Below are 14002 nucleotides of genomic sequence, written 5' to 3'. Positions count from 1 at the left end.
ATACCGGACCCAGATACCCGGAGTTTCCCAGGAGTTTTCCAGATGGCCAACCCCGCACGACATATCTTCTTTGCAGCGGCCTGCGCCGTTGCAATCGCCGTGACACTTTTCTTCCCCCTCCGTGTCGCGGCACAGGATCTCGCCCCTCCTCAGGGCGAGGTCCTGCTCACCATCAACGGTGCGATCTCCATGCATAACGACGCTGAGGCGGCCCGCTTCGACCGCGCCATGCTGGAGACGCTGGAGACCGTGACCATCGAGACATCGACCATCTGGACCGAGGGCGTCCAGAGCTTCACCGGCGTGCCGCTGGTGGCGCTGATGCAGGCGGTCGGCGCCCGGGGCGACAGCCTGCGCGCCACCGCGATCAATGACTATGCGATCGAAATCCCCCGGAGCGACTGGGTCGAGGGCGGGCCGATCGTCGCCTATCTGAACAACGGCAAACCGATGTCGGTGCGCGAAAAGGGGCCTTTGTGGGTTATTTACCCCTATGACACCAATCCGAAGTATCAGGGAGAGGTGATCTATTCCCGCAGCATCTGGCAGCTGGACCGCATCACCGTCGAATAACCGCTTCCCTCTTTGCAGGACGGCAGATGATCCCGATCAGGCAGGACAATACCAAAGAGGCCGGAACAACCGGCACACCGTGGCGCCGCACCGGCGCCACGGTTCTGACGTTGATCTTCTGCCTCGGGCTGGTGAGCGGCATGGCGCTGCTGGTGCTGCGCGAGCTCGACGATCTGTCGCAGGCCAATTCCGACAACCTGCAATGGAGCCTGGCGCAGGCGGATGTGGAATTCCTGCGGTTTCAGCTGGAACTGGAACGGGCGCGCGACGATCCCACCCGACTGGATCAGGTCCGCCGCCGGTTCGATATCTTCTACAGCCGGATGACGACGCTGGAACGCGGCACCGTCTTCGAACGGCTGCGCGCCGACCCGACCTTCGATCATCCGCGAACCCATCTGCGCAGTTTTCTCGATTCCACGGTGCCGCTGATCGACGGCAGCGATGTGGCGCTGTTCGACGCGCTGCCGCAGCTGGCCCGCGACACCCGCCATATTGCCGACGACGTGCGCACCTTCTCGCTCTCCGGCCTGTCCGCCTTCGCCCAGATCTCGGACGAACGGCGGCAGCATCTGGTGCAGACGCTGCTGATGATGGCCGTGGTTCTGGCCGTGCTTCTGGCCGGCCTGGCGCTGCTGACGGTGTCGTTCTTCCGGCTGGCGAAACTGTCGCAGACCCGCGCCCGCGAGGTGCAGCGCACCGCCGGTCGGCTGCGGACCATCATCGAAACCGCGCTGGACGCCATCGTGGTGACCGATGCGGAGGGGCGAATCCGCGAATTCAACCCCGCCGCCCGGCGCATCTTCGGCTATACCCGCGAGGAGGCGCGCCATCGCAGCGCCATCGACCTGCTGTTCCCCTCCGATCTGGCCGAGAGCCTGCGCGACGGCCCGCTGCGGTTTCTCGACAGTGCCCGCGCGCCAGAGGCGCATGAGAAACAGATCGAGATCACCGCGGTCGACCGCTTCGGCCGCCGCTTTCCGGCGGAGATCTCGATCGACCTGGCCGAGGACGACAGCGGCCGGCTCTTCGTCGCCTATATCCGCGACATCTCGCGCCGCAAGGCCGCCGAGGAGGGGCTGACCGTCGCCCGCGACCGGGCGCTGGCCGGCGAGCGGGCCAAGGCCGAATTCCTCGCGGTGATGAGCCATGAGATGCGCACGCCGCTGAACGGGCTGCTCGGATCGATGCAGCTGATGCGCGATCACCGGCTGGACCAACGGCAGAGCGAGCTGCTCGACCGGATGCAATCCTCCGGCCGGCTGCTGCTGGGGCTGGTCAACGACGTGCTGGATCTGGCGAAGTTCGAAGCCGGCAAGATGCGCCCGGAATCGCGGCCCTTCTCGCTCACCCGGCTGCTGGACGGAGTGGTGGAGACGATGGCGCCGCTGGCGGCGCAGAACCACGACCGGCTCAGCTGGCGCTGGGTCGGCCCGCCCCAGGATGCCGCCGAGGGCGATGCCCGCCGGCTGCGCCAGGTGCTGCTGAACCTCGCCGGCAATGCTGTGAAATTCACCCAGGGCGGCACGGTGGAGATCGAGGCTGAGCTTCTGCGCGACGGCCACGCGGTGGAGTTCCGCGTCATCGACAGCGGCATCGGCATCGCCGAGGCTGATCTGGAAAGGATCTTCTCCGATTTCGAGACGCTCGATTCCTCCTATGCCCGGCAGGCCGGGGGCACCGGGCTCGGGCTCGGCATCGCGCGGCGGCTGACCGAGATGATGGGCGGCGAGATCGGAGCCGAAAGCGAGCCGGGCGAAGGCAGCCTGTTCTGGTTGCGGGTGCCGCTCGATCCCAGCACGGAGCCGCTGCCGGCCCGCGCCGTCCGCAGCACCCCGCGGCCGGAACTGGCGCCGCTGGATCTGCTGGTGGTGGAGGACAACGAGATCAACCGCTTCGTCGCGCGCGAGATGCTGGAGGCCGACGGCCACCGGGTGACCGAGGCCAGCGATGGCCGCGCCGGCGTCGAATGGGCCGAGGCGCAGCACTTCGACGCCATCCTGATGGATATCTCCATGCCGGTGATGGACGGCACCCAGGCCACCCAGCGGATCCGCGCCGGCAGCGGTCCTTGTGCCCGGGTGCCGATCATCGCCGTCACTGCCCACGCCCTGCCCGAGGAACTCGCCCGCTTCCGCGAGGCCGGCATGACCGACAGCATCAGCAAGCCGATCGACCGCGCCGAACTGACCGAAGCGCTGGCCCGGGTCGCCTCTGGCGAGCTGCCGGCGGCACCGGTGGTGACGATCCGGCCCGCCCCGACCGATCCGCTGATCGACACCGACCAACTCTCGACCCTCTGGGCCGGGCTGGGGGCGGAGGCGAGCGCGCATCTGATGCAGAGCTTTCTGGCCGAGCTGGACGAGGCGATCCCGGCGCTGGCCGCCACCCCGCCCGACCGGCCCGATCTGGGACCGCTGGCGCATAAATGCGCCGGTTCCTGCGCCACCTTCGGGGCGGTGGCGCTGCGCCGGGCACTGGGTCAGGTCGAGCTCGCCACCAAGCAGGGCACCCCGGTGGCACCGGCCGATCTGGCGGCACTGAACGATCTCTGGGCGCGCAGCCGGCTGGCGCTGGAGGCCTGGCACCGCGCCGCCTGAGCCGCCCGGCACGACGTCTCCGGCCTTAGTCCAGCAACGCCACGACGCTCGCCAGCCCGATGATCCGCATCACCTCCGAGAGGTTGGTGACACCGCTGTCATAGCAGGCCAGTGAATCACCCGGTAGCAGATAGGGATCGTAATCGTCGCGATCGGCCCGGGTCCGCATCACCTCGACCTTGCGTTCGATCACCACCGACACACCGGTCATCGGGTTGCGCGAAAACAGCGCCGCCGAACGGTCCGCGCTGCTGATCCGGGCGCCACCGACGCAGTTGGCATCGATCACCGCCTGCATGTAGCGGGTGCCATAGGGCACCTCGCGCACCGTCTGGCCGATGGCCGAGGGCGCATTGCCGGTGGCCGGCTGGGTCAGGTTCGACAGGTACAGCGATATCCCCGGCGGGCTGATCGGGCTCGGTTTCATCAGATCGTCCTGGAAACAGAGACGGCTGGGAACATAAAGCTCGTCGCCGGTCAGCAGCATGATGTCCTCGAAATGCCGCCCCGCCAGCGCTCCGCGCAGATCGATGGTGTAATTGGTGCCGGCCCGCGTCAGCCGCACGGCGGAGAGATCGGCATCCGGGCGGATGCCACCGGCATTGCGCAGCGCCACCGACAGGTTGCGCCCTTCGGTGGAATCACCCAGCGCCGCCTGGCGGCCGGCGTCCACCTCATCGCCGCGAATGCCGCCGATCTCGACCAGGCGCGGTTCGAAGACGGCGCCGGACACCGCCACCCGGGCCGGGGCGAAATCGCGGATCAGCAGCGACAGCGTCGGCTCCGTATCGTAATAGCCGCCGGCCACCAGCGCGCGGCGTATGTCCGCCATCACCTGCGCCGGGCTGCGGCCCTGCGCCGGGATCGGCGCCAGATAGGGCAGCTTGAGCGTGCCATCGCGCGAAATCACGTAATCGCCGGGAAAGGTCTCGTCCTCCGGCAGCCGCAGATCCACCAGATCGCCGCGGGTCAGCAGCTCTCCGGTCAGGGCGTACGGCATCGGGCGGCCCAGCTTGCCGCCCCCGGTGCCACCGGCATCGCCGGCGGGCGGGCGGCATTTCCCGGCGTTGATCGCCGGGGACTGCAGCAGCGGCGGCTCCGCCTCCTGCGCCACGAAAGCGCGATACTGCGCCTGATAGGCATCGCCGGCGGCGGCGGCTTCGATATTCGCCGCTTGCCGGGGCACCGTGCAGGCGGTGGCGACGCTCAGCGCCAGCAGGCTCGCACAAAGTCTGGGGCCGGGTCGGAACACGTCGGGCCTCTCGCTCCTCTCGTCATGATTGAATCGATCTTAGCGGCGGCAGCGCCGGTTCGTCCATCGTCGCGACGGCCTCGCAGGCTAATCCTTTCGGATAGGAGGCTAGCCCGCTGCGCCACCCCGCTCTCCCCCCGCGCAGCGGCAAACCCGAGCCGGCGGCGGTAGAACTGTTCAGGCCGCAGCGATCGGCCCCGTGACACAGGATCAGACCGAGTATGACGTTTTCCAGCCGCTTCAGCCCCTTCGTGCGCCACCTGGCCGCCTATTGCCTGTCGGAAGTCGCCGGCAAAGCCTCGCGGCTGCTGGTGGTGGTCGCGGTGGCACACCGGATGGAGGCCAGTGCCATCGGCCTGGCCGCCGCCGCCATCGCCGCCGGCGATATCCTCAAGGCCCTGACCGAAAACGGCATCGGCCAGCGCATCATCGCCGCCCGCGACGAGGCGCTGGAGGCCACCTGCCGCACCGCGTCGCGGCTGTTCTGGGGCTGGAGCCTGGGGCTCTTCGCGCTGCAGCTGGCGATCGGCGCCGGCGTGCTGATGGTCACCGCAGAGCCGCTGCTGTTCTGGCTGATCGCGGTGCTGGCGGCGGAATACCTGTTCATGCCGGCGGGGCTGGTGCATTGCGCGCTGGCGATGCGCGCCGGCAAGATGCAGCAAACCGCCGCCATCGCCGGCGGCCAGGTGGTCGGCGCCAACCTCATGTCCGCCGCGCTGGCGCTGGTCTTTCCCGGGCCGCTGGCGCTGATCCTGCCCCGCCTGCTGGCGGCGCCGATCTGGCTGCTGGCGATGCGCCGGCTGCACCCCTGGGCGCCCGACCGCCGCGTCGCCGCCGCCCCCGTCGGCCCCTTCCTGCGCTATGGCTGGGCGGTTCTCGGGGTCGAGGTGGTCAAGGCGCTGCGGCTGCAGGCCGACAAGCTGGTGATTGGCGCCCTGATGGGGACCGAGGCGCTGGGGCTCTATTTCATGGCCTTCAACGCCGGGCTCGGACTGGCCACGTCCTTCGCCCAGGCCTTTTCTGTCGCGCTCTTCCCGCATCTGTGCAGCGCTGAGGACCGCTCTGCCGCGCTGCGCCAGGCGCTGGTGCTGTCGGTGGCGGTGATTGCCCCGGCGGTGATCCTGCAGGCGCTGGCTGCCCCCTATTACGTGCCAGTGCTGTTCGGGGCCCGCTGGGACGGGATCGCCGATGTGGTCTCAATCCTCTGCCTCGCCGCCATCCCCGGGGTGATCTGGTCGGCCGCCGCGCAATGGCTGCGCAGCCACGACCGGCCGCAGACCGAATTCCTGGTCACCCTCGGGCTGACCGCCGCGCTGATCGGCAATACCGCCCTGCTCGCCCCCTACGGGCTGAGCGCCATCGCCTGGGGCTATCTCGCGGTCGCGCTGACCGTGCAGATCGGTGCCGCCCTGCCCACCCTCGCCCCCGCCTTCCATCCCTCGTCCAGAAAGTTGGTGTGACATGCTGCGCTTTACCATCATCATCCCCTGCTACAACGCCGAGACCACGCTGGCGCGCACGCTGGAAAGCCTGCGGTTCCAGACCCAGCCGGACTGGGAGGCCTTGATCGTCGACGACGGCTCCACCGACAGCACCCGCGCCGTGGCAGAGCGCTTCGCCGCCGAGGACTGCCGGTTCCGCCTGCTGCCCAACCCCGGCAAGGGCCCGGCCAGCGCCCGCAACGTCGCCCTGAACGCGGCGCGCGGCGATCTGATCGCCTTCTGCGATGCCGACGATCTCTGGGAGGCCGACAAGCTGCAGCGCATGCTGGAAGTCTTTGCCGACCCAACCGTCGACGCCGCCTTCGCCCGTGTCGCCTTTTTCGACGAGGCCGGCTCGCGAACCCTGTCGACGGTCCCGGCCGAGGCGATCAGCGTACAGATGCTGCTGGGGGAAAACCCGGTCTGCACCATGTCCAACCTGGTGGTGCGCCGCGACGTGTTCCGCGCCACCGGCGGGTTCGACTGCGCGCTGGTCCATAACGAGGACCTGGAATGGCTGATCCGGCTCTGTGCCTGCGGGTTTCGGCTGATCGGCGTGCAGCACACGCTGGTGCATTACCGCACCAGCCCCACCGGCCTGTCCTCCGATCTCGACAAGATGCGTGCCGGGCGCGAGGCGGCGCTGGCCACCGCGCTGCGCTTCGGCTTTCGCCCCGATGCCCGGGCCGAGGCGATCCACCTGCGCTATCTGGCGCGGCGGGCGCTGCGCACCGGCGCCCCGGTGCGCGAGGCGCTGCTGCTGGCCTGCTCCGGCATCGGCACCAGCCCCGCCGGCTTCTTTTCCGACCTGCGCCGCGGCGGGCTGACGCTGGCCGGGGCCTTGGCCGCCCCGCTGCTGCCCCGCGCCCTGCGCCAGGCGCTGTTCTCGCATTGACCCATCCGCTTTGCTTCCGCCCCCGAAAGGATCCGATCATGCCCAAGGCTTCCGTCATCGTCCCCGCCTATAACGTCGCCGCCACGCTGGGCGAGACCCTGCGCGCGTTGCTCGATCAGACCTATGGCGATTTCGAGATCGTGGTGGTCGACGACGGGTCCAGCGACCGCACCGCCGCCATCGCCCGCGGTTTCGGCGATCCGCGCATCCGGCTGGTGCAGCAGCCCAACCGGGGACTGGCGGGCGCCCGCAACAGCGGCATCCACGCCGCCCGTGGCGACTTCATCGGCTTTTGCGATGCCGACGATCTGTGGCGGCCGACCAAACTGGCCGATCACGTCGCCCATCTCGAGGCCCATCCGCATGTCGGGCTGAGCTTTTCCGGCTCCGAACTGATCGACGAGGCCGGCCATCCCACCGGCCTGGCACAGCGGCCCCGCCTGCGCGGCATCACTCCTGCGCATATCTTCCGGCGCAACCCGGTCGGCAACGGCTCCGCCCCGGTGCTGCGCCGCGCCGCGCTGGAGGCCATCGCCTTCCGCCCCGCCGGCGAAGAGCGGCGCGACTGGTGGTTCGACGAAAGGTTCCGCCAGTCCGAGGATATCGAATGCTGGCTGCGGCTGGCGCTCAGCACCGACTGGGAGATCGAGGGCATTCCCGGCCTGCTGACCCGTTACCGCGTTGCCTCGGGCGGGCTGTCGGCCGGGGTCGAGCGGCAATATGCCAGCTGGGAGGCGATGGTGGCCAAGCTGACGCCGCTCGCTCCGGAGTTCATCGCCCGTCACGCTCCGGCGGCGCGCGCCTATCAACACCGCTATCTGGCACGGCGGGCAATCAGCGCCGGCGACCGGCCGCAGGCGCTGGCCCGGCTGGCCGCCTGTTTCGCCGCCTCGCCCCGGCCGCTGCTGGAAGAGCCGGTCAAGACCCTCTCCACCCTCGCGGCGGGGCTGGTGCTGGCCACCTGCGGCCCCCGTGCCATCGACCGGCTGCGCGGGCTGGCCGCCCGCCGGCCGGCGCCCCGCCGCCCCGCCTGACCCCGACGTTTCCCGAGTTTCCCGAAAGGAGTTTTCCCATGCTGCGCATCGCCCATCTGATCGACGACACCAATCCCGGCGGCGTCACCCGCTATCTCGACTTCATCGCCCGCGACCCCGACATGGCCGAGCTGGCAGAGCATCGGATCGTGCCGGTGCCCCGCAACCGCCCCACCGCGGTGCCGGTCGAAGCCGATATCGTGGTGTCGCATCTGACCATCAGCTGGCGCGGCCTGCCCGGGCTGATGCTGCTGCGGGCGCGCCACTCGGGCCAGCCGCTGATCCATGTCGAACACAGCTATTCCGCCGGTTTCGCCGCCGCCAACGTCACCGCCCCCGGCCGGTTCCGCCGCCTGCTGCGCTGCGCCTATGCGCTGTTCGACCGGGTCGTCGCGGTGAGCCAGGCCCAGGCCGGCTGGCTGGCCCAGCGTGAACTGGTCGCCGCCGGGGCGCTGACGGTGATCCCGCCCTGTGTCGATCTCTCGGTCTTTCGTGCCATGAAGGCGCCCTCCGGGCCGGTGCGCAGCATCGGCGCCATCGGCCGGTTCGACCGGCAGAAGGGCTTCGACCTGCTGATCCGCGCCTTTCGCGCCCTGCCCGACCCAGACCTGCGGCTGCGGCTGATCGGCGACGGCCCTGAACGGGTGGTGCTGGAGGCGCTGGCGGATGAGGATCCGCGGATCCATTTCACCGGCTTCACCGCCGATCCCGCCGCCGAGCTCAGCCGCTGCGACGCCATCGCCATGCCGTCGCGGTGGGAGCCCTACGGGCTGGTCGCGCAGGAGGCCCGCGCCGCCCGCCGCCCGGTGCTCTGCTCTGCCGTCGACGGGCTGGGCGATGCCGGGCGCGGCCTCAGCCCGGTTGCCGATGGTTCGATCTCGGCCTGGATCAGCGCCCTGGTGCATCTGACCGGCGCCGACCACGCGCTGTTGCCCGCCACCGACGGGCTGCCGGCGGAACTGCACACGCTGGCGGGCTGGCACGGACTGCTGGCCCAGCTCGCCCCGAACACCGCTGGGGCCAGGCCGGCCGACGTGGCCGTCCGCAGCGCCTGACCCAGGGTCCGGCGTCCGCCCTCAGACGCCGGTCGCGCCCGTTTCCGGGCGCCGGGACCGCACCGATCCCAGCGGTGCGGTCCCGATGGCATTTCCCCTGCAGCCGTGCCATGAAACGGCCGGACCGGTGCCGATTCTCTTGCCCCGCGGCCCCTGCCCCGCATTCCCCCGGAATCGAAACACCCAAGTCCGAACTGCGCTCATTTTTTGACCAACTGGAAAAAAAGTTAACAGCGCGTCTCTATCCGCCCCGCTATTCGTTTGACGCCTAAAGGGCCCTTGGCTGAGGTCAGAGAGCCAGGTCCGGAGAGACCGGCCATCCAGTCAACCCCTCCGCATCGCGCGATGCGGCGCCAACAGCGTGATCCAACCACGCGCCAACGACATATCGCAGGGATAGCTCAATGACCATCTTTCGCTCCGTCCTGAAGCTTGCAGCGGTCGGCACCTTCGCCACCATGCAGCTGGCCGGCATGGCCCAGGCCGAATTCGCCGCCGTCGGCAATCCGAAACCCGCCGTGATCCTGTTCGGCCCCAGCAACGATGGCGGCTGGTCGCAAGCCATCGACGAGGCCCGCCAGAAGCTGGAAGACGAGCTCGACATGCGGATCCCGCAGGCCGAGGAGATCCCGGAATCGGCGACCGCCATCCGCCCGGCGGCCGAACTGTTCATCGAGCGCGGCTCGAACATCATCATCGGCTCGGCCTTCGGCTATTCGGACACCTTCAAGGAGCTGGCCGAGCAGTATCCCGAAACCGTCTTCATCAACCCGGCCGGCACCACCAACGGGCCGAACCTGAAGAGCGTCTATGGCCGCACCTATGAGACCCAGTATCTCTGCGGCATGGTCGCCGGCGGGCTGACCAAATCGAACAAGATCGGCTTCGTCGCCGCCAACCCCTTCGGCCTGGTGAACTGGACCGTCAACGCCTATCTGATGGGCGCGCGGCAGGTGAACCCCGATGCGGAGCTGAGCGTGGTCTTCACCGGCGCCTGGGGCGATCCGGTCAAGGAGCGCGCCGCAACCGAGGCGCTGATCGAACAGGGCGTCGATGTGGTCGGCCAGCACGTCGACACCCCCACCCCGCAGATCGTCGCCGCAGAACACGGCATCTACGGCACCGGCCACCACCGCGACCTGTCGGAATTCAGCGCCGCGACGCAATGTTCCTCGGTCTGGACCTGGGACCGCTTCCTGAAACCGGAGATCGAGAAGATCGCCGCCGGTGCCTTCGAACCGGCCCCCTATGGCGCCTTCCTGTCGATCGCCGAGGGCGGCGGTGACATCGCCTGCTGCGGCGACGCGGTGTCGGAAGAGCTGAAAGCCAAGGTCATGGCCGAGCGCGACGCCATCATCGCCGGCAAGCAGATCTTCGCAGGTCCGCTGAGCGATCGCGACGGCACGCTGCGCGTGGCCGAGGGCGAGGTGCTGAGCGACGGCGACCTCTGGGGCATGGACTGGTTCGTTGACGGTGTGACCGGCCAATAACCCGATGCGGGCCCGGCAGCACACCGCCGGCCCGCCACACGCCATCCAGCCTCCGGCCCGCGGCGTTCCGGCGCGGACCCTCACGACAGCGGAAAGATCGCCTGAGATGACCAACGCGCTGAGCCTTTGCTCCGTGTCAAAGAGCTTCGGGGGCTTCAAGGCCCTCGACAGCGTCGACTTTTCCGTGGCCCCGGGCGAGGTTCACGCGCTGCTGGGCGAAAACGGCGCCGGCAAATCGACCCTGATGAATATCGCCTGCGGGCTCTACGCCCCCGACGAGGGCCATGTGGAGCTCGAAGGCCGCGCCGTCACCATCGCCGGTGCCCGCGACGCCGCCGCCAAGGGCATCGGCATGGTGCACCAGCATTTCAAACTGGTACCCGCCTTCACGGTTCTCGAAAACATCCTTCTCTTCAACCCCGGACGCGCCCCGGCCGAGATCGCCCGAGAGGCGCTGGCGCTGGCCGACCGCATGGGTTTCGAGATCGACCTCGACGCCCGGGTCGGCACCCTCGGTGTCTCCGAACAGCAACGGCTTGAGATCCTCAAGGTTCTCGTCGCCGGCGCCCGCATCATCATCCTCGACGAGCCGACCGCGGTTCTGGGCGAGGATGACGGACGCGCGTTGATGGCGCTGGTCCGGGGCCTCGCCGACAGCGGCAGCGCGGTGATCCTGGTCACCCACAAGCTGCATGAGGCGCTCTATCATTCCGACCGCATCACCGTGATGCGACAGGGCCGCAGGATCGCCGAGACCCTGCCCGCCGAGATGGACCCCGGCCGCCTGACCACGCTGATCGTCGGCGAACATATCGTCGAGGAGCCCGAGCCCTCGCCCCATGTCGGCGGGGCGCGGATCCGGCTGAACCAGGTGCGTCTGGCCGGCGACGGCGGCCGCAAGGGGCTGGTCGATGTCAGCTTCGAGGTCAAGGACGGCGAGATCTACGGCATCGCCGGGGTGTCGGGCAACGGCCAGAACGAGCTGGCCGAGGTGCTGATGGGGCTGGGCCTGCCCACCGGAGGGTCGATCGAGATCGCCGGCCATGGCGATGTCACCGGCGCCGGCCCGGCGCACCGGCGCCAGAACGGGCTGGCCTGCATCCCGGTCGACCGCTATCGCCACGGGCTGGCCGGCAGCATCGGTGTGGCCGATAATTTCGCGGTGAACGGCGCACTCGCCGGCCGCTATGGCAGCTGGCTGTGGTTCAACCGCCGCAAGGCCCGGGCCGAAGCGCGCGCCGCGATTGAGACCTTCGATGTGCAGGGGGTGCGCAGCCTCGGGCAGAAGGCGGCGCTGCTGTCGGGCGGCAATGCGCAGAAGCTGGTGATCGCCCGCGAATTCCAGGGCGCGCCGCAGGTGGTTCTGGCCCACAGCCCGTCGCGCGGGCTGGATGTCCGCGCCGGCGCCGCCGTGCACGAGCGACTGCGCGCTGCCCGCGACCGTGGTGCCGCGGTGATCCTGATCAGCGAGGATCTTGACGAAATCCTGCTGCTGTCGGACCGGATCGGCGTGCTGGCCGGCGGCCGTCTGGTGGCCGAATTCAAGGCGCCTGCCAACCGGTCCGAGATCGGCGCGGCGATGGTGACCCATGACTGAGACGCAAATGACTTCCGCTTCCCCCGCCGCCCCGGCCGCGAAGACCCGCCTGCGGCTGGTGCCGCTTCTCGAACCGCGCCAGAGCGTCGCCGAGGGGCTGCGCATCGGCATCTACGTCGGCAGCCTGCTGCTGGCGGTGCTGGTGTCGGTGCTGCTGCTGGCCGGCGCCGGCGTACCGCCCGGCGATCTGGGCCGCGAGATCATGACCACCGCCTTTTCCAGCCCGCGCGCGCTGGGATCGGTGCTGGCGCAGACCGCGCCGCTGGTGGTGGCGGGCCTGGCCACCGCTATCGCCTTTCGCGCCAATTTCTGGAACATCGGGCTGGAGGGGCAGATGATCCTCGGCGCGATCTTCGCCTCCTACGTGGCGATCCACGACATCGGGCCGGAGAGTGCGCGGCTGCTGCTGATGGCCGTCGCCGCGGCGCTTGGCGGCATGATCTGGGTTGCCGGCCCCGGTCTTCTGAAGATCAGACTGGGCGTCAACGAGGTGATCACCACGCTGCTGCTGAACTATGTGGCCTTCAACCTGCTGCTGCACCTGCTTTATGGCCCCTGGAAAGACCCGGTCAGCGCCTTTCCCCATACCGAGCAATACGAGGCCTTCGAGAAGCTGCCACAGCTCGGCTGGCAGAACCTGACCTGGGCGCTGCCGCTGTCGGGGCTGCTGGCGCTGGCGCTGTGGTGGGCCTATTCCTTCTCGCGGCTGGGCTATCTCGTCGATCTGATGCGGTCGAACGCCACCATGGCCCGCGCCGTCGGGGTGCCGGTGCTGGGGCTGTCGGTGGCTTCGATCCTCGGGTCCGGCGCGGTCGGCGGGCTCACCGGCTTTGCCATCGCTGCCGGGATCGAGGGGCGAATGACCCAGGATTTCTTCGTGGGCTACCTGTTCTCCGGCGTGCTGATCGCCTTTCTCGGCCGCAATCATCCGCTGGGGGTGGTCGTCGTCGCCTTCTTCATGGCGGTGCTGATGCTTCTGGGGCAGAGCCTGCAGGTTTTCTTCGGCGTGCCCTCGGCACTGGTGCAGTTGATCCAGGCGGTCTTCATCATCTGCGTGGCGGCCTCCGAATTCTTCCTCACCTATCGCATGCATTGGCGGAGCGCGGCATGAGTGACCTTTTGCTCAACTGGCTGATCAACATCCCCGGCTTCGCCGCGCCCTTCGCGATCGCGGCGCTGGGGCTGATCATCACCGAACGCGCCGGCGTTCTGAACCTGGCCGCCGAAGGCTTCATGCTGGCCGGCGCCCTGGCCGGCGTCGGGCTGATGATCCACGGCGCGCCGCCGCTGGTGGCGCTTGGCGGGTCAGTCCTGGCCGGTATGGCCATGGGGCTGATCTTCGCCATCATGGCGGCGAGCTTTCGCATCAACCATGTGATCGCCGGTCTGGCGCTGGTGTTCTTCGCCGAGGCGCTGACCAGTTACATCGCCTCGGCCGAGCGCTGGACCAACAAGGCGATCAGCGGGCTTGAGCCGGTGTTTCTGGGCCAGGATGTGATCGTCTACGCCACCCCGGTGCTCTGCGCGCTGACGGTCTGGATGCTGAACCGGACCCGCTTCGGCCTGACCATCCGCGCGGTGGGCGAAAACCCCGGCGCGGCGGACGCCGCCGGGATCGATGTCACCGCCATCCGCTTTGCCGCCATCCTGATCGGCGCCGCGCTGATCGGGCTGGCCGGCGGCTATCTGACGGTCGCGGTATCGCGCATCTGGGTCGACAGCGTGGTGGGCGGGCGCGGCTGGATCGCCATCGCTCTGGTGATCTTCGCCCGCTGGCACCCCTGGCGGGCGCTCCTCGGCGCCATCCTCTTCGGCTGTATCGAGGCGCTGATCCCGCGCATCGCCGCCGCCGGCTTCGACGTGCCGCGCTACTTCCTGCAGATGACCCCCTATCTGGCCACGCTGGCCGTCATGATCTGGGCCGCCGCCCGGGGCCGGGACCGCTGGTCCCAGCCCGCAGCGCTCGGCCAACACCATATCAGGGAGGAACGGGGCTGATCCCCCCGGCACCGCCCCACCAACACG

General features: G+C 69.1%; 11 protein-coding genes. 10 read left to right on the top strand and 1 reads right to left on the bottom strand.

Features of this window, described 5'->3' with window-relative positions:
- Positions 1-42: 42 nt before the first annotated feature.
- A complete protein-coding gene (locus tag QO033_RS20920) occupies positions 43-573 on the top strand; it encodes an oxidoreductase (protein WP_284482844.1) in 531 nt (176 codons plus the stop codon).
- A 26-nt stretch (positions 574-599) separates the two neighbouring features.
- The gene (locus tag QO033_RS20915) at positions 600-3173 is read left to right on the top strand and encodes a hybrid sensor histidine kinase/response regulator (protein ID WP_284482843.1); all 2574 of its coding nucleotides are present in this window, start codon (positions 600-602) and stop codon (positions 3171-3173) included.
- A gap of 25 nt (positions 3174-3198) precedes the next feature.
- Here the strand turns inward: QO033_RS20915 and QO033_RS20910 are convergent, their stop codons facing one another.
- A complete protein-coding gene (locus tag QO033_RS20910) occupies positions 3199-4425 on the bottom strand; it encodes a polysaccharide biosynthesis/export family protein (protein ID WP_284482842.1) in 1227 nt (408 codons plus the stop codon).
- Between the two features lie 221 nt (positions 4426-4646).
- Between QO033_RS20910 and QO033_RS20905 the strand changes: the two genes are divergently transcribed.
- The 8 genes from QO033_RS20905 (at position 4647) to QO033_RS20870 (ending at position 13975) form a co-directional block, all read left to right on the top strand.
- On the top strand, positions 4647-5885 hold the full coding sequence (locus QO033_RS20905; protein WP_284482841.1) for an oligosaccharide flippase family protein: 1239 nt from the start codon (positions 4647-4649) through the stop codon (positions 5883-5885).
- Between the two features lies 1 nt (position 5886).
- The gene (locus tag QO033_RS20900) at positions 5887-6801 is read left to right on the top strand and encodes a glycosyltransferase family 2 protein (RefSeq protein ID WP_284482840.1); all 915 of its coding nucleotides are present in this window, start codon (positions 5887-5889) and stop codon (positions 6799-6801) included.
- A 38-nt stretch (positions 6802-6839) separates the two neighbouring features.
- Entirely contained in the window at positions 6840-7835 is a 996-nt protein-coding gene (locus QO033_RS20895) for a glycosyltransferase family 2 protein (protein ID WP_284482839.1), read from the top strand.
- Between the two features lie 38 nt (positions 7836-7873).
- Complete coding sequence (locus tag QO033_RS20890; protein WP_284482838.1) at positions 7874-8890, top strand: glycosyltransferase; 1017 nt, start codon at positions 7874-7876, stop codon at positions 8888-8890.
- Between the two features lie 404 nt (positions 8891-9294).
- Positions 9295-10380, top strand: coding sequence for a BMP family ABC transporter substrate-binding protein (locus tag QO033_RS20885; protein ID WP_284482837.1), 1086 nt, complete (start codon positions 9295-9297; stop codon positions 10378-10380).
- A gap of 106 nt (positions 10381-10486) precedes the next feature.
- A complete protein-coding gene (locus QO033_RS20880) occupies positions 10487-11977 on the top strand; it encodes an ABC transporter ATP-binding protein (RefSeq protein ID WP_284482836.1) in 1491 nt (496 codons plus the stop codon).
- Between the two features lie 7 nt (positions 11978-11984).
- Complete coding sequence (locus QO033_RS20875) at positions 11985-13088, top strand: ABC transporter permease (RefSeq protein ID WP_284482835.1); 1104 nt, start codon at positions 11985-11987, stop codon at positions 13086-13088.
- The gene (locus tag QO033_RS20870; protein ID WP_284482834.1) at positions 13085-13975 is read left to right on the top strand and encodes an ABC transporter permease; all 891 of its coding nucleotides are present in this window, start codon (positions 13085-13087) and stop codon (positions 13973-13975) included. Before QO033_RS20875 ends, QO033_RS20870 begins: the two co-directional genes overlap by 4 nt.
- The last annotated feature ends 27 nt before the right edge of the window (positions 13976-14002 follow it).

The organism is Pseudodonghicola flavimaris (assembly GCF_030164425.1).
Classification (GTDB): Bacteria; Pseudomonadota; Alphaproteobacteria; order Rhodobacterales; family Rhodobacteraceae; genus Pseudodonghicola; species Pseudodonghicola flavimaris.
The sequence above is the reverse complement of the archived record's forward strand: the minus strand, read 5'-3'. Positions and strand labels throughout refer to the sequence as shown.

Coding starts and splice junctions, on each gene's coding strand:
- QO033_RS20895 (WP_284482839.1), top strand. CDS start 6,840: ATGCCCAAGGCTTCCGTCATCGTCCCCGCCTATAACGTCGCCGCCACG.
- QO033_RS20875 (WP_284482835.1), top strand. CDS start 11,985: ATGACTTCCGCTTCCCCCGCCGCCCCGGCCGCGAAGACCCGCCTGCGG.
- QO033_RS20880 (WP_284482836.1), top strand. CDS start 10,487: ATGACCAACGCGCTGAGCCTTTGCTCCGTGTCAAAGAGCTTCGGGGGC.
- QO033_RS20900 (WP_284482840.1), top strand. CDS start 5,887: ATGCTGCGCTTTACCATCATCATCCCCTGCTACAACGCCGAGACCACG.
- QO033_RS20890 (WP_284482838.1), top strand. CDS start 7,874: ATGCTGCGCATCGCCCATCTGATCGACGACACCAATCCCGGCGGCGTC.
- QO033_RS20905 (WP_284482841.1), top strand. CDS start 4,647: ATGACGTTTTCCAGCCGCTTCAGCCCCTTCGTGCGCCACCTGGCCGCC.
- QO033_RS20915 (WP_284482843.1), top strand. CDS start 600: ATGATCCCGATCAGGCAGGACAATACCAAAGAGGCCGGAACAACCGGC.
- QO033_RS20885 (WP_284482837.1), top strand. CDS start 9,295: ATGACCATCTTTCGCTCCGTCCTGAAGCTTGCAGCGGTCGGCACCTTC.
- QO033_RS20870 (WP_284482834.1), top strand. CDS start 13,085: ATGAGTGACCTTTTGCTCAACTGGCTGATCAACATCCCCGGCTTCGCC.
- QO033_RS20920 (WP_284482844.1), top strand. CDS start 43: ATGGCCAACCCCGCACGACATATCTTCTTTGCAGCGGCCTGCGCCGTT.